Below are 18,902 nucleotides of genomic sequence, written 5' to 3'. Positions count from 1 at the left end.
AGATGCCGATGCTGTTTACCCCTCTGCTGACCGGTGCGCTGGAAACCTCGCTGAATAATCTGCTGTTTCGCGATCGCAGCATGAAAGCCGCTCGCCAACGCCTGGCGGGCAAGGTGCTGCGTATCGAACTGGAAGAGCTGGCTTCACCGCTGGTGCTGGTGTTCAGCGAACTGCGCGTGGACGTGCTGGGGCAGTCTGAGGACAGCGCCGATTGCACCGTGCGCAGCCGCATTCCCGCCTTACTGAAGCTGCGCGATCGCCAGCAGTTGCCGGTGCTGATGCGCAGCGGCGAATTGACGGTGGAAGGCGATATTCAGGTGGTGCAACAGCTGGTTGGCCTGCTCGATCTGGCGGAGTGGGATCCGGCGGAGTGGCTGGCGCCCTATATCGGCGATATCGCCGCCCAGGGCATTACGCAGGCGCTGGGAAAAGGCGCCTCGCTGCTGAAAACCGGCTTTATGCGCCGGCAGCAGGACATGGCGGAGGCATTGACGGAAGAGTGGCGTCTGGCACCGGGGCCGCTGGAAGTGGTGTGGTTCAACGAGGAAGTTGATGCACTCGCCCGCAGCGCGGAAGCGCTGTCTGCCCGCATGGACAAGTTGGAGGGCAAGCGATGACCCCAGGCGAACTGCGCCGTTTGTATTTTATCGTCCGCGTTTTTCTCAGCTATGGGCTGGACGAACTGATCCCTAAAATGCGTTTGACGCTGCCGCTGCGCTTCGGCCGCCGGCTGCTGTTCTGGATGCCGAATCGGCACAAGGACAAGCCGCTGGGTGAACGCCTGCGGCTGGCGCTGCAGGAACTGGGGCCGGTCTGGATCAAGTTCGGCCAGATGATGTCGACCCGCCGCGATCTGTTTCCGCCGCAGATTGCCGATCAGCTGACTTTGTTGCAGGACCGGGTCGCGCCTTTCGACGGCGCGCTGGCGCGTAAACATATTGAACTGGCGATGGGCGGCCCGCTGGAAACCTGGTTCGACGATTTCGATCAGCAGCCGTTGGCCTCTGCTTCGATCGCGCAGGTGCATACCGCGCGGTTGAAAACCACCGGCCAGGAAGTGGTGCTGAAGGTGATCCGGCCGGATATCGGGCCGATCATCAAGGCCGACGTGCGCCTGATGTACCGTTTGGCCGGCTGGGTGCCGAAGCTGTTGCCGGACGGCCGCCGTCTGCGCCCGCGCGAAGTGGTGCGTGAGTACGAGAAAACCTTGCTGGACGAATTGAACCTGCTGCGCGAAGCGGCCAACGCCATTCAGCTGCGCCGCAATTTCGACGGCAGCCCGATGCTGTACGTACCGGAAGTTTATTCTGACTACTGCCGTGAAAGCGTATTGGTGATGGAGCGCATCTACGGCATTCCGGTCTCGGATATCGCCACGCTGGAGCAGCAGGGCACCAACATGAAGCTGTTGGCGGAACGCGGCGTTCAGGTGTTCTTTACCCAGGTATTCCGCGACAGCTTCTTCCATGCGGACATGCATCCCGGTAATATTTTCGTCAGCTACGAACATCCGGAAGATCCTTGCTATATCGGCATCGACTGCGGCATCGTCGGCTCGCTGAACAAGGATGATAAACGCTACCTGGCGGAAAATTTCATCGCCTTCTTCAACCGTGATTACCGCAAGGTGGCGGAACTGCACGTCGACTCCGGTTGGGTGCCGCGCGACACTAATGTGGAAGACTTTGAATTCGCCATCCGCACCGTGTGCGAGCCGATTTTCGAGAAACCGCTGGCGGAGATTTCCTTCGGCAACGTGCTGCTGAACCTGTTCAACACCGCACGCCGCTTCAATATGGAAGTGCAGCCGCAGCTGGTGTTATTGCAGAAGACCTTGCTGTATGTTGAAGGACTGGGGCGCCAGCTCTACCCGCAGCTGGATCTGTGGACCACGGCCAAGCCGTTCCTCGAGAGCTGGCTGCGCGATCAGGTCGGCATCCCTGCCGTGGTGCGCGCGCTCAAAGAAAAAGCGCCGTTCTGGGCGGAGAAGCTGCCGGAACTGCCCGAGCTGTTTTACGACAGCCTGCAGCAGCATAAACTGTTGCAACAAAGCGTTGATAAGCTGACCAACCAAATGCAGGCTCAGCGGGTTCGTCAGGGGCAGTCACGTTATTTGTTCGGCGTTGGCGCTACACTCTTGGTAAGCGGCACGCTGTTGCTGCTGGGGCAAATCGAGGTGTTTCCTGCCTGGATGATGGCCGCCGGCATCGTATGCTGGGTGATTGGCTGGAAGCGAACCACCTGATTTAATTCGTCACTCTGGTAAAGTCGGCCCTATAATGCGGGCTGGCTTTGAAAGACCCTTTAAAATTAGAGGTAATTAAAATGGGCGGTATTAGTATTACGCAATTGTTGATCATCGCAGTGATCGTGGTGCTGCTGTTCGGTACCAAAAAACTGCGCACGCTGGGCTCCGATCTCGGCGCCTCGATCAAGGGCTTCAAGAAGGCGATCGGCGACGACACGCCGTCGACCCCCAACACGGCTGAGAAAAGCAGCCTGGATGACGCTGACTTCTCGGCCAAGCCTATTACCGATAAGCAGCCGGAAGTGAAACCGGAAGAGTCGAAGAACAAAGAGCAGGTATAAACCGTGTTTGACATTGGGTTTAGTGAGCTGCTGCTGGTGCTGGTGATCGGCCTGGTTGTTCTGGGGCCGGAACGGTTGCCGGTCGCGGTCAGAACGGTGTCGGGCTGGATCCGCGCGCTGCGCTCGCTGGCGGCCTCGGTGCAGCACGAACTGTCTCAGGAACTGAAGCTGCAGGAGCTGCAGGACAGCCTGAAAAAAGCGGAACAGGCCGGTTTGCAGAACCTGACGCCGGAGCTGAAGGCGTCAATGGATGAGCTGAAAGACGCGGCGGAATCATTGAAACGCACCTACCGGGGCGAGAAAGAAGAGCTGGCGAACACCATTCATAACCCGCAGGTCACCGATCCGGAAGCCTTGCACGACGGCGTGACGCCGGCGGAAGCGGCAACCAGCGCCAGCGCGCCCGCCGCCGTGCCAAAACCGGCAGCGGAGCCTGAGGCCGTCGCGCCTGTGTCACCGGCCGCGCCAGTGCCAGCGCAGCAGGCTAAAGCGCCGGTGGAAACCGCGCCGGCACCTGTCGAACCTGTTGCGGATAAAACCCCAGCGTCTCACCAACCTAGTGGCGATCGTTAATACATGGCTGTTGAAGATACCCAACCCCTTATCAGTCATCTGATAGAGCTGCGCAAGCGGCTGTTGAACTCGATTATTTGCGTGCTGGCGGTGTTCGTGGTGCTGGTGTTTTTCGCCAACGACATCTACCAGCTGGTCTCTGCGCCGCTGCTCAAGCAGCTGCCGGCCGGGGCGAGCATGATCGCTACCGACGTGGCGTCACCGTTCTTTACGCCGATCAAGCTGACCATGATCGTCTCGGTGTTCGTCTCAGCGCCGATGATTCTGTATCAGGTGTGGGCATTCATCGCACCGGCGCTGTACAAGCATGAACGCCGCCTGATGATGCCGCTGCTGGTGTCCAGCAGCCTGCTGTTCTACCTCGGCATGGCTTTCGCCTACTTCATCGTGTTCCCGCTGGCCTTCGGCTTCTTTGCCAAGACCGCGCCGATGGGGGTGACCATTGCGACCGACATTAAAAACTACCTCGATTTCGTCATGGCGCTGTTTATGGCGTTTGGCGTCGCCTTCGAAGTGCCGGTCGCCATCATTCTGCTGTGCTGGAGCGGCGTCACCTCGCCGGAAGATCTGAAGAAGAAACGGCCGTATGTGTTGGTCGGCGCGTTTGTGGTCGGCATGCTGTTGACGCCGCCGGACGTGTTCTCGCAAACCCTGTTGGCAATACCGATGTATCTGCTGTTTGAAGTGGGGGTGTTCTTCGCTCGCTTCTATACCGGTAAACGTCGCCCGCAGGCGGAAGAAGAAGACGAGGGTGACGAACCCCCAGCACCCTGATCCACATTGATTGCGAAGCCGCCCATTGGGCGGCTTTTGCTTTGGAAAAAACCATGTTTGATATCGGCGTTAATCTCACCAGCAGCCAATTCGCCAAAGACCGCCAGGCGGTGGTGGAACGCGCCCGCGTTGCGGGCGTGACGGGGATGTTGATTACCGGCACCGATCTGGCGGAGAGCCGCGAGGCCGCCGAACTGGCGCAGCAACATGCGGGCTACGGTTGGTCTACCGCCGGCGTGCATCCGCACTACGCCAGCGGTTGGGATGAACACACCGCCGAGCAGATTTATGCGTTGGCCGCGCGCCCTGAAGTGGCGGCGATCGGCGAATGCGGCCTGGATTTCAATCGCAACTTCTCGACGCCCGCGCAGCAGGAAGCGGCGTTCACCGCGCAGCTGGCGCTGGCGGCGGAGTTGGCGCTGCCGGTGTTTCTCCACTGCCGCGACGCACACGCACGTTTTGCCGAGCTACTGACGCCGTGGTTGGATAAACTGCCCGCGGCCGTGGTGCACTGCTTCACCGGCACCGCCGAAGAATTAACAAGCTGCCTGTCGCTGGGCCTGTCGATCGGGATTACCGGTTGGGTCTGCGACGAGCGGCGCGGCCTGGAACTGCGCGCCCTGTTGCCGCAGATCCCGGCCGAGCGTCTGCTGCTGGAAACGGACGCCCCTTATCTGTTGCCCCGGGATTTACAACCTAAACCCGCATCTCGCCGCAACGAACCCTGTTTCCTGCCCCATATCGTGCATCAGGTCGCCGTCTGGCGACAGGAAGAGCCGCAATGGCTGGGGCAAAAAACCGATGAGAACGCCCGCCGGCTATTCCGGCTGGTTTGAGCTAGGAGAAAACTATGAGCTATGCATTTCCGGGTACCTTCCCTGGTCGCCGTATGCGCCGCGTGCGCCGTCATGACTTCAGCCGCCGCTTGGTCGCCGAGAACCAGCTGACGGTCAACGACCTGATTTATCCGGTGTTTGTCATGGAAGGCAGCAACCGTCAGGAAGAAGTGGCCTCGATGCCAGGCGTATCGCGCATGACGATCGATCTGCTGGTCAAGGAAGCGGAAACCATCGCCAAACTCGGCGTGCCGGTGATCTCCCTGTTCCCGGTGATCGAGCCGGGCCTGAAATCGCTGCATGCGGAAGAAGCCTATAACCCGGAAGGGTTGGTGCAGCGCACGGTGCGCGCGCTGAAAGACGCGGTGCCTGAGCTGGGCATTCTGACCGACGTAGCGCTCGATCCCTACACCACGCATGGGCAGGACGGGGTCATCGATGAGCAGGGCTATGTGATTAACGACGTGACCAAAGACATCCTGGTGCGTCAGGCGCTGTCCCATGCCGAAGCGGGTGCGGAAATCGTGGCGCCGAGTGACATGATGGACGGCCGCATCGGGGCGATCCGCGATCGTCTGGAATTGCAGGGCCTGGTGAATACCCAGATTATGGCCTATTCCGCCAAGTATGCTTCCTGTTACTACGGCCCGTTCCGCGATGCGCTGGGCTCCAGCGGCAACCTGAAGGGCGGCAACAAGAAGACCTATCAGATGGATCCGGCCAACAGCGACGAAGCGCTGCAGGAGATTGCACAGGATCTGCAGGAAGGCGCGGACATGGTGATGGTGAAACCGGGCATGCCGTACCTCGACGTCGTACGCCGCGTGAAGGATACCTTCGGCGTGCCAACCTTCGCTTATCAGGTGTCCGGCGAGTACGCGATGCATATGGCGGCGATTCAGAACGGCTGGCTGCAAGAACAACCTGCGGTGATGGAGTCGTTGATGTGTTTCAAACGCGCCGGCGCCGACGGTGTGTTGACCTACTTCGCCAAGCGTGTCGCCCAGTGGCTGCACGACGACGCGATGCGTCGTTAAGCGCCAACTGAGCCAACAAAAAGGCGCCTGAGGGCGCCTTTTGCATTACATCTTCTGGAACTGTCGGTTGTCGATGCTTTGACTGACCTGTTTGTTGATCAGGTTCAGCAACAACATGGAACGCGCCTCGCCGTCCGGCTCGGTGTAGATCGCCTGCAGCCCTTCGAATACGCCGTCGACGATCAGAACGGTATCCCCCGGCTGCGGGGTTTCCGGATCGACATAGGTTTCGCTGGCGTGCGTGCGCAGCTCATCGATCACCTTGCTCGGGATCACGCTCGGCAACGCGCCGAAACGCACGAAGTGGCTGACGCCGCGGGTGGCGCTGATGGTGGTGGTGTGAATGCGCTCCGGGTCGAACTCCACAAACAGATAGTTGGGAAACAGGGGTTCGCTGACCGCGATGCGCTTGCCGCGCACGATCTTTTCCAGCGTGATGATCGGGCTGAGGCAGTTTACCTGCTGCCGTTCCAGATGTTCCTGCGCTCGCAACAGCTGACCGCGTTTGCAATAAAGTAGATACCAGGATTCCATAATTTCACATGCCTTTCTGCCAGCCGGTAAGCATATCAAAAGCTATTCCGGATACATAGTGATGCAAGTTTCAGCGTGTAACATCACCTATCTCTATGAATATGCGGCTATTAGCGAGGGGTCACACACTTATCGATACGGCGCTGGTATAACAGAGGGCTGAAAATTTGTTACCGTCACAGTATGGCAAGGCGTTGCGCTACCGGCTGTGACGCTATTCATCGTTTTTGACCGAGGGGGAAAGAAATGGAGCTGTTTCTGTTGAGCAACGGCAAGCTGTCTGGCGAAGCCGAGCTGCTGGGGTACGCCAAAAACCAACTGCTGGCGATGATTGCGCGTCGCGGCATCAAATCCGCCGTCTTTATCCCTTACGCCCTGATCCGTTATGACTACGACCAGCGTGCGCAGGAGCTGGCGCAAACGCTGGGCATCGAAGTCACCAGTATCCACCACGCCGCTTCGCCGGCGGCGGCGATCGCGCAGGCGGAGTGTATTTTGGTCAGCGGCGGCAATACCTGGTTGCTGAACCAAATGCTGCACGAACAAGGCCTGATCGTGCCTATCCAGCGCGCGGTGCGCGAGCGTGAGGTGCCTTACGTCGGCTGGAGCGCCGGTTGCAACGTGGCTACGCCGAGCATTCGTACCACCAATGATATGCCGGTGCGCTGCAGCGTGGTGCTGCCAGCGCTGGGGCTGTTCCCGGTGCAGATCAACCCGCATTACATCGACGCGCATATCAGCGGCCACATGGGCGAAACCCGTGACGAGCGCCTGGCGGAGTTCTGCGCGGTCAACCCGAGTGAATCGGTGGTGGCGCTGCGTGAAGGCAGCCTGCTGCACGTTGAAGGCGATGCGCTGCGTTACTTCAGCGCTAACGGGCAGGGCTTCAAGGTGTTCCGCCACGGCGAGGAGACGCGCGAGTATCAGGATACGCGTGCGCTGGCCACGCTGGTGCCGTTCAACTGCGGCTGAGGGCCACCCCGCAGCGGGCGGCGTTAACAAAATTGCAGCAACAACCGTGAAGAGGGCTTATAATGCCCTCCCCACTGGCCGTTATAATGATCAGCATGAAATACCGTGACTTACGCGATTTCCTCTCGTTGCTGGAGAAGAGAGGGGAACTAAAACGCATCAGCCAGCCGATCGATCCTTACCTGGAAATGACGGAGATTGCCGATCGCACCCTGCGGGCGGGCGGCCCGGCATTGCTGTTTGAAAACCCGAAAGGCTACGACATGCCGGTGCTGTGCAACCTGTTCGGCACCGCCAATCGCGTGGCGATGGGCATGGGGCAGGAAGACATCAGCGCGCTGCGCGAAGTCGGCAAACTGCTGGCGTTCCTCAAAGAGCCTGAGCCGCCGAAAGGCTTCCGCGATCTGTTCGACAAAATGCCGAAGTTCAAGCAAGTGCTGAACATGCCGACCAAGGTGCTGGGATCCGCGCCTTGTCAGGAGCAGGTATGGCAGGGTGAGGATGTCGATCTGGGCCGTATTCCGGTGATGCACTGCTGGCCGGAAGACGCCGCGCCGCTGATTACCTGGGGGCTGACGGTGACCCGCGGCCCGCATAAAGAACGGCAAAATCTCGGCATCTATCGCCAGCAGGTGCTGGGCAAGAACAAAGTGATCATGCGCTGGCTGTCGCATCGCGGCGGCGCGCTGGATTATCAGGAGTGGTGCCAGGCGCACCCCGGCGAGCGTTTCCCGGTCGCGGTAGCGCTGGGCGCCGATCCCGCCACCATCCTCGGTGCGGTCACGCCGGTGCCGGATACCTTGTCTGAATACGCTTTTGCCGGGCTGCTGCGCGGCAATAAAACCGAAGTGGTCAAGTGCCTTTCCAACGATCTGGAAGTGCCCGCCAGCGCCGAAATCGTGCTGGAAGGCTATATCGAGCCGGGTGAAATGGCGCCGGAAGGCCCTTACGGCGACCACACCGGTTACTACAATGAAATCGACCAGTTCCCGGTGTTCACTGTCACCCACATCACCCAGCGCCGCAACGCGATCTACCACTCGACCTATACCGGCCGCCCGCCGGATGAGCCGGCGATCCTGGGCGTGGCGCTGAATGAAGTGTTCGTGCCGATCCTGCAAAAACAGTTCCCGGAAATCGTCGATTTCTATCTGCCGCCGGAAGGGTGCTCGTACCGCCTGGCGGTAGTGACCATGAAAAAACAGTACGCCGGCCACGCTAAACGCGTGATGATGGGCGTCTGGTCGTTCCTGCGGCAGTTTATGTACACCAAATTTGTTATCGTCTGCGATGACGACGTCAATGCGCGCGACTGGAACGACGTGATTTGGGCGATCACCACACGAATGGATCCGGCAAGGGATACCGTTCTGGTGGAGAATACGCCGATCGACTATCTGGACTTCGCCTCGCCGGTTTCCGGCCTGGGTTCGAAGATGGGGCTGGACGCCACCAATAAATGGCCGGGTGAAACCGATCGCGAATGGGGCCGTCCGATTCAGATGGATGAAAAGGTACGTGCGCGCGTCGACGAAATCTGGGATGAGCTCGCAATCTTCAGTGACAGGGAACCGACGCTGTAGCGTCAGGCCCTGTTCTCAGCTTTGCATTGATGACCCGACAGAGGGAACGCATGACAATATTGAGCTGTAAAGTGACCTCGGTAGAGGCCATTACCGATACGGTTTATCGGGTACGTCTGGTGCCCGAGCAGCCGTTTTCTTTCAAGGCAGGGCAATATCTGATGGTGGTGATGGACGAGCGCGACAAGCGTCCGTTCTCGCTGGCATCTACCCCGACGCAGCAAGATTATATCGAGCTGCACATCGGCGCTTCGGAGCTGAATCTGTATGCCATGGCGGTGATGGATCGCATCCTGAAAGAGCAGGCGATCACCGTCGACGTGCCGCACGGCGACGCCTGGCTGCGGGAAGAGGGCAGCCGTCCGCTGGTGCTGATCGCCGGCGGCACCGGCTTCTCTTACGCGCGTTCAATCTTGTTGACCGCGTTGGAGCAGCAGCCCGATCGCGACATTTCGATCTACTGGGGCGGGCGTGAGCTGAAGCACCTGTACGATTTGAGCGAGCTGGAAGCGCTGTCGTTGCAGCATCCGAATCTGAAGGTGATCCCGGTGGTCGAGCAGCCGGAAGCCGAATGGCGCGGCCGCAGCGGCACCGTGCTCAGCGCGGTGCTGCAGGATTTCGGCACGCTGGCGGAGCACGATATCTATATCGCCGGGCGTTTCGAGATGGCGAAAATCGCCCGTGAGCGTTTCTGCGCCGAGCGCGGCGCGCTGGAAGCGCATATGTTCGGCGATGCGTTTTCGTTTATCTGACCGATGCGGTGCGCAGTGAACGGGGTGGCCGAGGGTCGCCCCGTTTTTATTTGGGCGCCGGCAAACTTCAGGCATAAAAAACCCGCCCCTGACAGGCGGGAAGAACGGCAACTAAACTTGGCGGGATGCCGCGATTTGAAGTGGTGACGCGGTCATCCCAAGATAGACACAGCTAAACGCGTTCGAAGACGGTGGCGATGCCCTGGCCCAGGCCGATGCACATGGTCGCCAGGCCGAACTGCGCGTCGCGACGTTCCATGTTGTTCAACAGGGTGGTCGAGATGCGGGAGCCTGAACACCCCAGCGGGTGGCCGAGCGCGATGGCGCCGCCGTTCAGGTTGATCTTGTCGTCGATGCTGTCCATCAGCCCCAGATCCTTGATGCACGGCAGCGACTGGGCGGCGAACGCCTCGTTCAGCTCGAACAGATCGATGTCCTGCACGCTCAGACCGGCGCGTTTCAGCGCCAGCTTGCTGGCCGGCACCGGGCCGTAACCCATGATGGAAGGATCGCAGCCGACGACCGCCATCGAGCGGATGCGGGCGCGGGCCTTCAAACCGAGCGCTTTGGCGCGCGATTCGCTCATCAGCAGCATGGCGGAAGCGCCGTCCGACAGGGCGGAAGAACTGCCGGCGGTGACGGTGCCGTTGACCGGATCGAACGCCGGACGCAGGGCCGACAGGCTTTCGACGGTGGTTTCCGGGCGAATGACCTCATCGAAATCGTAACGGGTCAGCACGCCATCGGCGTCGTGGCCGTTGGTCGGTATGATCTCGTTTTTGAAGTAACCTGCCAGCGTCGCCGCATGCGCGCGCTGGTGGGAGCGGGCGGCGAACTCATCCTGCATCTGGCGGCTGATGTTGTGCATCTTGGCCAGCATTTCGGCGGTCAGCCCCATCATCCCGGCGGCTTTGGCCACGCTGCGGCTCAGCCCCGGATGGAAATCCACGCCGTGGTTCATCGGCACATGACCCATGTGTTCCACGCCGCCGATCAGGCTGACGTGCGCGTCGCCGACCATGATGGCGCGCGCCGCGTCGTGCAGCGCCTGCATCGAAGAGCCGCACAGGCGGTTGACGGTCACCGCCGGTACGCGGTGCGGGATCTCGGCCAGCAGCGCGGCGTTGCGGGCGATGTTGAAGCCTTGTTCCAGCGTCTGCTGCACGCAGCCCCAGTAAATGTCATCGATCTCGGCGGCATCCAGCGACGGGTTGCGGCTCAGCACTTCACGCATCAGGTGAGCGGAGAGATCTTCGGCGCGCACCTGGCGGAAGGCGCCGCCCTTGGAGCGGCCCATCGGCGTGCGTACGGCATCAACAATAACTACGTTTTCCATCTTTATGACCTCATGCCGGTTGGCGGGTAGCGACGTCGGACAGCGGTGTCGCCACCGGGTAGTAGCTTTCATTGCGTTCGGCCTTGGCGCGCAGACCGGCCGGCACCTGATACAGGGCGCCGAGGTGTGCGTAACGCTGGGCCAGCTCAACATAGTTGGCGGTGCCGAGCGTATCCAGGTAGCGGAACGCGCCGCCGTGGAACGGAGGGAAGCCGATGCCGTAAACCAACGCCATATCGGCTTCCGCCGGGCTGGCGACGATCTTCTCTTCCAGGCAGCGAACCACTTCGTTGATCATCGGGATCATCATGCGCGCGATGATTTCTTCGTCGCTGATGGTCTGGCGCGGTTGGCTCACTTCGGCCAGCAGCGCGTCGGTCTGCTCGTCGTTGTCCTTGCGCGGTTTGCCTTTGCTGTCCTGGCTGTAGCGGTAGAAGCCCAATTGATTTTTCTGACCGAAGCGCTGGTTGTCGAACATCACGTCAATGGCGTCGCGATAGTCTTTGCTCATGCGATCCGGGAAGCCGGCGGCCATTACCGCCTGCGCGTGGTGCGCGGTGTCGATGCCCACGACGTCGAGCAGGTAGGCCGGGCCCATCGGCCAGCCGAACTGTTTTTCCATCACTTTATCAATCTGACGGAAGTCGGCGCCGTCGCGCAGCAGCAGGCTGAAGCCGGCGAAATACGGGAACAGCACGCGGTTGACGAAGAAGCCCGGGCAGTCGTTCACCACGATTGGCGTTTTGCCCATGCGGCTGGCGTAGGCCACCACTTTGGCGATGGTGTCATCGCTGGTCTGTTCGCCGCGGATGATTTCAACCAGCGGCATGCGGTGTACCGGGTTAAAGAAGTGCATGCCGCAGAAGTTTTGCGGGCGCTTCAGCGATTTTGCCAGGTGATTAATCGGAATGGTCGAGGTGTTCGACGCCAGAACGGTGTCCTCATCGATCAGGTTTTCCACTTCCGACAGCACGGCGGCTTTGACCTTCGGATTCTCGACGACCGCTTCAACGATCACCTGTGCGCGCTCGATGCCGGCGTAGTCCAGCGTCGGCTGAATGGTCGACAGCACCTGCGCCATTTTCAGGCCATCCAGCTTGCCGCGCTCCAGCTGCTTATTGAGCAGCTTGGCCGCTTCGCTCATGCCCAGCGTCAGCGACTTGTCGCTGATGTCTTTCATGATCACCGGCACGCCTTTCAGCGCCGATTGGTAGGCGATGCCGCCGCCCATGATGCCGGCGCCCAGCACCGCCGCCTGTTTCGGCGCATCCACATTCTTGGCCAGCTTTTTCGCCTGGCCCTTCACGAACTGGTCGTTAAGGAAGATGCCGACCAGCGCGCGCGCTTCGTTGGAACGCGCCAACGGCACGAAGCTGGCGGTTTCCAGTTTCAGCGCTTCATCGCGGCCCAGCTTGGCGGCGGCTTCAATGGTTTTCACCGCGGTCATCGGCGCCGGGTAATGTTTCCCGGCGGTCTGCAGCACCATGCCTTTGGCGGTGGTGAAGCTCATCGCGGCTTCAATCGGGCTGAGCTTCAGCGGCTCCAGCTTAGGTTGACGCGCGGCGCGCCAGTCCAGCTTGCCGTCGATCGCCTGTTGCAGCATTTTCAGCGCCGCTTCGGCCAGTTTTTCCGGTGCCACTACCGCATCCACCAGACCGACTTTCAACGCGTCTTTGGCGCTGACGTCTTTGCCGGCGGCGATGATTTCCAGCGCGCTGTCGTTACCCAGCAGGCGCGGCAGGCGGACGGAACCGCCGAAGCCCGGCATGATGCCCAATTTGGTTTCCGGCAGGCCGATGCGCGCGTCCGGTGAGGCGACGCGGAAATCGGTCGCCAGAATGCATTCGCAACCGCCGCCGAGCGCATAGCCGTTAATGGCCGAAATGGTCGGCACCGGCAAATCTTCCAGCCGGTTAAAGACGTTGTTGGCGAACACCAGCCACTCTTGCAGCTTTTCAGCCGGTGCGGCGAACAGAGAAAGGAATTCGGTGATATCGGCGCCGACGATAAACGCGGCTTTGGAGGAGCGCAGCAGCAGCCCCTTCAGCTCAGGCTGGTTTTCCAGCACGGTGAGCGCTTCGCCCAGGCTGGCGACGGTGCGGGTGTCCAGCTTGTTGACCGAGCCCGGTGCGTTGAACACCAGCTCGGCGATGCCGTTATCGAGCCAGTGCAGTTGTAATGTTTCGCCTTGGTAGAGCATGTCTATCTCCTGAATCAGCGTATGATCTGGTATGACCAGATGATGAGGAGTGTGGTTTTTATGTTAAAAATATGCAAATGAGAGATTGCATATTTGCTGGTCGGATCACATCTCGCCAAGTTAGTTTTTTGATTTAAAACGAAGTTATATTTTATGTGCTATCGGCATTTGCTGGAGTCTGTCGGCCCTCATACACTTGCCTGCAGCGATTTAGCATTCAGACGAGGTAAGGCATGACTAAGGCGGCTTGTGTCAAACGCAGCGGCTTATGGAGTATTCCCGCCAGAACCATGACGCTGGCGTGTCTGTTGGTATTTATGGCGCAGATGGCGACGACCGTGTACCTGCCTTCGCTGCCGACGGTGATGCGCGAGTTGGCAATGAGCCGGCGCGCCACCGAGCTGTCCATTTCGATCTTCGTCATCGGCGCTGCCTTGCCGGTGCTGTTCTGGGGCGCGGCTGCCGATCGCTTTGGCCGCCGAGCGCCGCTGACGCTTTCCCTGCTGCTTTTCATTGGCTGCAGCGGGCTGTTGGCGCTGTGCAGCAACGGCGCCCAGCTGCTGGCGCTGCGCGCGCTGCAGGGTGTGGGTGCCGGTGGCGCGGCGATCATTGCACGCATCATCGTGCGGGATAACTGGAGCGGTGACGAGCTGGCGCGGCGGCTGTCGGTGCTCTCTATCGCTTTTATCACCGCGCTGGGCGGCGGTCAGTTCGTCGGCGGCCTGCTCAGCCAATATTCGCACTGGCAGATGGGCTTCGTCTTGATGGGTGCCACCGGTTTGGCCATTCTGGCGCTGATGGCGACGCTGCCACTGGAGGCGGGCCGCGATCGCGGGCCTCGCCCGGCGATGACGGCTACCTACTTCGCCATCCTGCAGCGGCCGGGATTTTTTTGGCCGGCCTGCGTCGGCGGGCTGGGTTTCGCCACCACGGTGACGTTGCAGGAGGTGAGCCCGTTCGTCATGCAACAGGGTTTTGGTCTCAACGTCACGGCGTTCGGCGCGCTGGGCTTGGTGATCGGCATCGCCTACTTTAGCGGCGCGTTGACGGTGAACCGTACGGTGGCGCGCGTCGGCGGGAAAAAACTGATGCAAACCGGCAGCGGCATCGTGGCCCTGGCGACGGTGGCGATCCTGATATTGTGGTGGAGCGGCATTCTGGCCGACCTTTCCGGTATGGCGCTGTTCATCGCGCTGTATTGCCTGACTATTTTTGGCCAGGCGGTGTTGTTTCCCAACAGCATGGCGATGGCGGTCAGCGACGCCAAAGAGTACGGTGCCTATGCGATGGCACTGTGTGGCTTTCTGCAGCAGTGTCTGGCGGGCGTCGCCGCAGCCGGCGCGGTGTTGTTGGAGCACCATGGCCTGTGGGCGCTGGCGATAGCGGTGCTCGGCCTGGCCGGTTGGCTAATGGTTAAACTGCGGATGTAACGGCATTTGCAGGGAATTGCGAGCTGCTCCGCATGCCCAACGCGATGAGGTTGGTGCGTCGGAGCGCTGTGTTAAGATGGCTTCTTTCGTGCTAAGGCATAAGGGTACTGTGATGGAAACGCTGGCTTCTTTGTATAACGACCACCTGGCAGAGCTGCAAAAACGCGCGCGCGAAGTGCTGGAGCGCAACAAGTTGGATGCGCTGCTGATTCACTCCGGAGAACTGCAAAAGGTATTTTTGGACGACCATAGCTATCCGTTCAAAGTGAACGCGCATTTCAAAGCCTGGGTGCCGGTGACGTCGGTGCCGAACTGCTGGTTGTGGATCGACGGTGTTAACAAGCCGAAGCTGTGGTTCTACTCCCCGGTTGACTACTGGCACAGCGTAGAGCCGCTGCCGGAGAGTTTCTGGACCAAATCCCTTGAATTGATGCCGCTGGCCAACGCCGACGCCATCGCCCAGCAGCTTCCGCCGCAGCGCGAGCGCGTGGGCTATATCGGTTATGCGCAACAGCGCGCCCGCGATCTCGGCATCCCTTCCGAGAACATCAACCCGAAAGCGGTGTTGAACTACCTGGATTTCCACCGTTCGATCAAAACCGGCTATGAGCTGGCCTGCATGCGCGAAGCGCAGAAGACGGCGGTAACCGGCCATCGTGCGGCGCATGAGGCCTTCCTCTCCGGCATGAGCGAGTTCGACATCAACCTGGCCTACCTGACGGCGACCGGCCACCGCGATACCGACGTGCCTTACGACAACATCGTGGCGCTGAACGAACACGCTTCGGTACTGCACTACACCAAGCTGGATCATCAGCCGCCGGCCGAATCCCTGAGTTTTCTGATCGACGCCGGCGCGGAATATAACGGCTACGCCGCCGATCTGACCCGCACCTACGCGGCGCAAAGCGGCAGCGAGTTCGCCCACCTGGTGAAAGATCTCAACGGTGAGCAGCTGGCGTTGATCGACACCATCAAAACCGGCGTGCGTTATACCGACTACCATGTGCAGATGCACCAGCGCATCGCCAAGCTGCTCAAGAATCACCAGTTGGTGAACGGCCTCAGCGAAGAGGCGATGGTTGAAACGGGTATCACTACGCCGTTCCTGCCGCACGGGCTGGGCCACCCGCTGGGCCTGCAGGTGCACGACGCCGCCGGCTTTATGCAGGACGAGCAAGGCACCCATCTGGCGGCGCCGTCCAAGTATCCGTTCCTGCGCTGCACTCGCGTGTTGCAGCCGGGCATGGTGTTGACCATCGAGCCGGGTCTGTACTTCATCGACTCTCTGTTGGCGCCGTGGCGCAGCGGTGAGTTCAAGCAGCACTTCGCCTGGGATCGCATCGATGCGCTGAAGCCGTACGGCGGCATCCGCATCGAAGACAACATTGTGATCCACGAAAAGCGCATCGAGAACATGACGCGCGATCTGAACCTGGCCTGATGCGGCCGTACCCGATACCGGCGGAAGCAACCTGCTTTACCGAAGAAATAAAGAAGAGCCGTTTTATCACCCTGCTGGCGCCGACCAGCGGGGTAGAAGCGGCAAAGGCGTTTATTCAGCAGGTGCGGGATGAGCACCCAACGGCGCGGCACCATTGTTGGGCATTCGTCGCCGGCAGCCCCGATGACTCGCAGCAGCTGGGGTTCTCCGACGATGGAGAACCGTCGGGCACCGCCGGCAAACCGATCCTCGCGCAGCTGATGGGCAGCGGTATCGGCGAAGTGACCGCCGTGGTCGTTCGTTACTATGGCGGCGTCAAGTTGGGCACCGGCGGGCTGGTGAAAGCCTATGGCAACGGTGTTCAACAGGCGTTGAAGCAGTTGGCGTTGGTACAAAAGGTGCCGGAAGCAGAATATATCTTGCAGTGCGACTATGCGCAGTTGGCGCTGGTGGAGAACTTGCTGCAGCAAACCGCAGGCCGGATCCTGCAGGGCGAATACGGCGCCGCCGTCGTGCTGCATCTGGCCTTGCCGGCCACCGAGGTCGAGCTGTTTGGAAATAAATTGCGTGATCTCAGTCGCGGTAATTTGCAATTAACCCCCATTTCGCAATAATTCCTCCCAATTGAATTGCTAAGGATCGTGCTGAAATGCATTTTCGCGCCATAACCCGTATCGTTGGTCTGCTGGTCATCCTGTTCTCCGGGACGATGTTTATTCCCGGCCTGGTGGCATTGATTTACCGCGATGGGGCGGGGCGTGCGTTCAGCCAAACCTTCTTCGTGGCGCTGACCATCGGCCTGATGCTGTGGTGGCCGAACCGCAAACAGAAACACGAGCTGAAGCCGCGCGAAGGCTTCCTGATCGTCGTGCTGTTCTGGACCGTGCTGGGCAGCGTAGGGGCATTGCCGTTCCTGTTTTCGGAACGGCCCAACCTGTCGCTGACCGACGCCTTCTTTGAATCCTTCTCGGGATTGACGACTACCGGCGCGACGACGCTGGTGGGGCTGGACTCGCTGCCGAAGGCCATTCTGTTTTATCGCCAAATGCTGCAATGGATGGGCGGTATGGGGATCATCGTGCTGGCGGTGGCGATACTGCCGATACTCGGCGTCGGCGGCATGCAGCTGTATCGGGCGGAAATGCCCGGGCCGCTGAAAGATAACAAGATGCGTCCGCGCATTGCCGAAACCGCCAAAACTCTGTGGCTAATTTATGTGTTGCTGACCGTCGCCTGCGCGCTGGCGCTATGGGGTGCCGGGATGTCGGTGTTCGATGCCATCGGCCACAGTTTCTCGACTATCGCCATCGGCGGTTTTTCTACCCACGACGCCAGTATCGGTTATTACGCCAGTCCGACCATCAACACCATCATCGCCGTGTTCCTGCTGATTTCCGGCTGTAACTACGGCTTGCACTTCGCTTTGCTAAGCGGTCGCAGTCTGAAGGTGTATGGGCGCGATCCTGAATTCCGCATGTTCATCTTCGTCCAGTTGACGCTGGTGGTGGTATGCACGTTGGTGCTCTGGGGGCATGGCGTCTATAAGAGCGGTATGGAAACGCTCAATCAGGCGTTCTTCCAGGTGGTATCGATGGCGACTACGGCCGGTTTTACGACCGACAGCATCGCCAAGTGGCCGCTGTTTCTGCCTATGTTGTTGCTGTGCTCGGCGTTCATCGGCGGTTGCGCCGGCTCGACCGGCGGAGGCCTGAAGGTGATCCGTATCCTGCTTCTGTACCTGCAGGGATCGCGCGAGTTGAAAAGGTTGGTGCACCCCAACGCGGTCTATACCATCAAATTGGGCAACCGCGCGCTGCCGGAACGCATCCTGGAGGCGGTATGGGGATTCTTCTCTGCCTATGCGCTGGTGTTTATCGTCAGCATGCTGGCGATCATTGCCACCGGTGTTGACGACTTTTCCGCGTTCGCCGCAGTGACGGCAACGCTCAATAACCTCGGCCCCGGCTTGGGCGTAGTGGCGGATAACTTCACCACGATGCCGGCGGCGGCCAAGTGGATCCTGGTGGTGACGATGCTGTTCGGGCGCCTGGAAGTGTTCACATTGCTGGTGCTGTTCACGCCAACCTTCTGGCGTGAGTGAGCCTGATATAAGGAGTACGCCATGAAGGCATTGATACTTTATTCGAGCCGTGACGGGCAAACACGCGCTATCGCTTCTTATATAGCAAGCAAGCTGCAGGACACGCTGCGTTGTGAGGTGATCGATCTGCTGCAGGCGGAACAGGTCGACCTTAGCCAGTATCAGCAGGTGATGATCGGCGCCTCCATCCGCTACGGGCACTTTAACCCGGTACTGGATAAATTCGTTAAGCGCCATGCCGAACAGCTGAATAGGATGCCGAGCGCGTTCTTCGCGGTGAACCTGACCGCGCGTAAACCGGAAAAGCGTTCGCCGCAAACCAACGCCTATACCCGCAAGTTCCTGTTGGCCTCGCCGTGGCAGCCAAAACAGTGCGCGGTGTTTGCCGGCGCATTGCGTTATCCGCGCTATCGCTGGTTCGACCGCATCATGATTCAATTTATTATGCGTATGACGGGCGGTGAAACGGATACCAGTAAGGAAGTGGAGTACACCGATTGGCAGCAGGTCGACCGTTTCGCCCAGGAATTTAGCCAGATCCAGTACGAAAAGTGACAAAAATGCGGGTTTGGCCAGCGTTTTGCCGAAAAAACCCGCGCTTGAAAAGTTTTTTGCAATTAGGGGTTGCGGCCCGCCGAGAACTCCCTATAATGCGCCTCCACTGACCGGGAACAACGACTGACAAGCCGCCGGGTCAGCGAGAGAAAAGCGAAATAAACGCTTGACTCTCCGGGTGAAAAG

Annotated in this window: 18 protein-coding genes; 15 read left to right on the top strand and 3 right to left on the bottom strand. The window is 59.9% G+C overall.

Translation table 11 applies throughout. The features are described 5' to 3' along the window. Positions 1–8 precede the first annotated feature (8 nt). The 7 genes from ubiJ to hemB all read left to right on the top strand — a co-directional run bounded on the left by ubiJ (position 9) and on the right by hemB (position 5,809). Positions 9–617, top strand: coding sequence for a ubiquinone biosynthesis protein UbiJ (ubiJ, locus tag ACJ8QI_RS19020; RefSeq protein WP_060424142.1), 609 nt, complete (start codon positions 9–11; stop codon positions 615–617). After that, the gene (ubiB, locus tag ACJ8QI_RS19015) at positions 614–2,245 is read left to right on the top strand and encodes a ubiquinone biosynthesis regulatory protein kinase UbiB (RefSeq protein WP_038874180.1); all 1,632 of its coding nucleotides are present in this window, start codon (positions 614–616) and stop codon (positions 2,243–2,245) included. Before ubiJ ends, ubiB begins: the two co-directional genes overlap by 4 nt. An 80-nt stretch (positions 2,246–2,325) precedes the next feature. Then, a complete protein-coding gene (gene tatA, locus ACJ8QI_RS19010; protein WP_004934452.1) occupies positions 2,326–2,589 on the top strand; it encodes a Sec-independent protein translocase subunit TatA in 264 nt (87 codons plus the stop codon). A gap of 3 nt (positions 2,590–2,592) precedes the next feature. Continuing rightward, positions 2,593–3,162, top strand: coding sequence for a Sec-independent protein translocase protein TatB (tatB, locus tag ACJ8QI_RS19005; RefSeq protein ID WP_060424141.1), 570 nt, complete (start codon positions 2,593–2,595; stop codon positions 3,160–3,162). Positions 3,163–3,165: 3 nt separating this feature from the next. Next, entirely contained in the window at positions 3,166–3,936 is a 771-nt protein-coding gene (gene tatC / locus ACJ8QI_RS19000; RefSeq protein WP_004934456.1) for a Sec-independent protein translocase subunit TatC, read from the top strand. A gap of 53 nt (positions 3,937–3,989) precedes the next feature. After that, positions 3,990–4,772, top strand: coding sequence for a 3'-5' ssDNA/RNA exonuclease TatD (gene tatD / locus ACJ8QI_RS18995; RefSeq protein WP_070915677.1), 783 nt, complete (start codon positions 3,990–3,992; stop codon positions 4,770–4,772). 14 nt (positions 4,773–4,786) lie between these two features. After that, the gene (hemB, locus tag ACJ8QI_RS18990) at positions 4,787–5,809 is read left to right on the top strand and encodes a porphobilinogen synthase (RefSeq protein WP_033636707.1); all 1,023 of its coding nucleotides are present in this window, start codon (positions 4,787–4,789) and stop codon (positions 5,807–5,809) included. Positions 5,810–5,854: 45 nt separating this feature from the next. On the opposite strand, the gene rfaH is transcribed toward hemB, so the two are convergent. Further along, positions 5,855–6,343: a transcription/translation regulatory transformer protein RfaH gene (gene rfaH / locus ACJ8QI_RS18985; RefSeq protein WP_004934466.1), complete on the bottom strand. Its 489-nt coding sequence runs from the start codon at positions 6,341–6,343 to the stop codon at positions 5,855–5,857. 246 nt (positions 6,344–6,589) lie between these two features. On the opposite strand from rfaH, the gene pepE reads away from it, so the two are divergent. The 3 genes from pepE to fre all read left to right on the top strand — a co-directional run bounded on the left by pepE (position 6,590) and on the right by fre (position 9,650). Then, positions 6,590–7,315, top strand: a complete 726-nt coding sequence (gene pepE, locus ACJ8QI_RS18980) for a dipeptidase PepE (RefSeq protein ID WP_159318834.1) — start codon at positions 6,590–6,592, stop codon at positions 7,313–7,315. 86 nt (positions 7,316–7,401) lie between these two features. Then, complete coding sequence (gene ubiD, locus ACJ8QI_RS18975) at positions 7,402–8,898, top strand: 4-hydroxy-3-polyprenylbenzoate decarboxylase (protein ID WP_025304926.1); 1,497 nt, start codon at positions 7,402–7,404, stop codon at positions 8,896–8,898. A gap of 50 nt (positions 8,899–8,948) precedes the next feature. After that, the gene (gene fre / locus ACJ8QI_RS18970; protein ID WP_004934474.1) at positions 8,949–9,650 is read left to right on the top strand and encodes an NAD(P)H-flavin reductase; all 702 of its coding nucleotides are present in this window, start codon (positions 8,949–8,951) and stop codon (positions 9,648–9,650) included. Between the two features lie 172 nt (positions 9,651–9,822). Here the strand turns inward: fre and fadA are convergent, their stop codons facing one another. Next, positions 9,823–10,986, bottom strand: coding sequence for an acetyl-CoA C-acyltransferase FadA (gene fadA, locus ACJ8QI_RS18965; protein ID WP_197780173.1), 1,164 nt, complete (start codon positions 10,984–10,986; stop codon positions 9,823–9,825). A 10-nt stretch (positions 10,987–10,996) separates the two neighbouring features. After that, the gene (gene fadB / locus ACJ8QI_RS18960; RefSeq protein WP_060424134.1) at positions 10,997–13,186 is read right to left on the bottom strand and encodes a fatty acid oxidation complex subunit alpha FadB; all 2,190 of its coding nucleotides are present in this window, start codon (positions 13,184–13,186) and stop codon (positions 10,997–10,999) included. Between the two features lie 233 nt (positions 13,187–13,419). On the opposite strand from fadB, the gene ACJ8QI_RS18955 reads away from it, so the two are divergent. From ACJ8QI_RS18955 to hemG, 5 genes are all read left to right on the top strand, one after another. After that, positions 13,420–14,616, top strand: coding sequence for an MFS transporter (locus tag ACJ8QI_RS18955; protein ID WP_442532942.1), 1,197 nt, complete (start codon positions 13,420–13,422; stop codon positions 14,614–14,616). A gap of 112 nt (positions 14,617–14,728) precedes the next feature. Continuing rightward, positions 14,729–16,060 carry a Xaa-Pro dipeptidase gene (gene pepQ, locus ACJ8QI_RS18950; RefSeq protein WP_197808536.1) on the top strand — a complete coding sequence of 444 codons (1,332 nt, stop codon included), beginning with the start codon at positions 14,729–14,731 and terminating at the stop codon, positions 16,058–16,060. After that, positions 16,060–16,674 carry an IMPACT family protein gene (locus tag ACJ8QI_RS18945; RefSeq protein ID WP_087762646.1) on the top strand — a complete coding sequence of 205 codons (615 nt, stop codon included), beginning with the start codon at positions 16,060–16,062 and terminating at the stop codon, positions 16,672–16,674. The genes pepQ and ACJ8QI_RS18945 overlap by 1 nt, the downstream gene beginning before the upstream one ends. 35 nt (positions 16,675–16,709) lie before the next feature. Beyond that, positions 16,710–18,161, top strand: a complete 1,452-nt coding sequence (trkH, locus tag ACJ8QI_RS18940; protein WP_004934492.1) for a Trk system potassium transporter TrkH — start codon at positions 16,710–16,712, stop codon at positions 18,159–18,161. Between the two features lie 21 nt (positions 18,162–18,182). Beyond that, positions 18,183–18,716 (top strand): menaquinone-dependent protoporphyrinogen IX dehydrogenase, encoded by a 534-nt coding sequence (gene hemG, locus ACJ8QI_RS18935; RefSeq protein WP_004934493.1) that lies wholly within the window; start codon positions 18,183–18,185, stop codon positions 18,714–18,716. Positions 18,717–18,902: the final 186 nt, after the last annotated feature.

Source organism: Serratia sp. CY84636 (assembly GCF_052166245.1).
Lineage (GTDB): Bacteria > Pseudomonadota > Gammaproteobacteria > Enterobacterales > Enterobacteriaceae > Serratia > Serratia nevei.
This window is presented reverse-complemented; position numbering and strand designations above follow the sequence as displayed.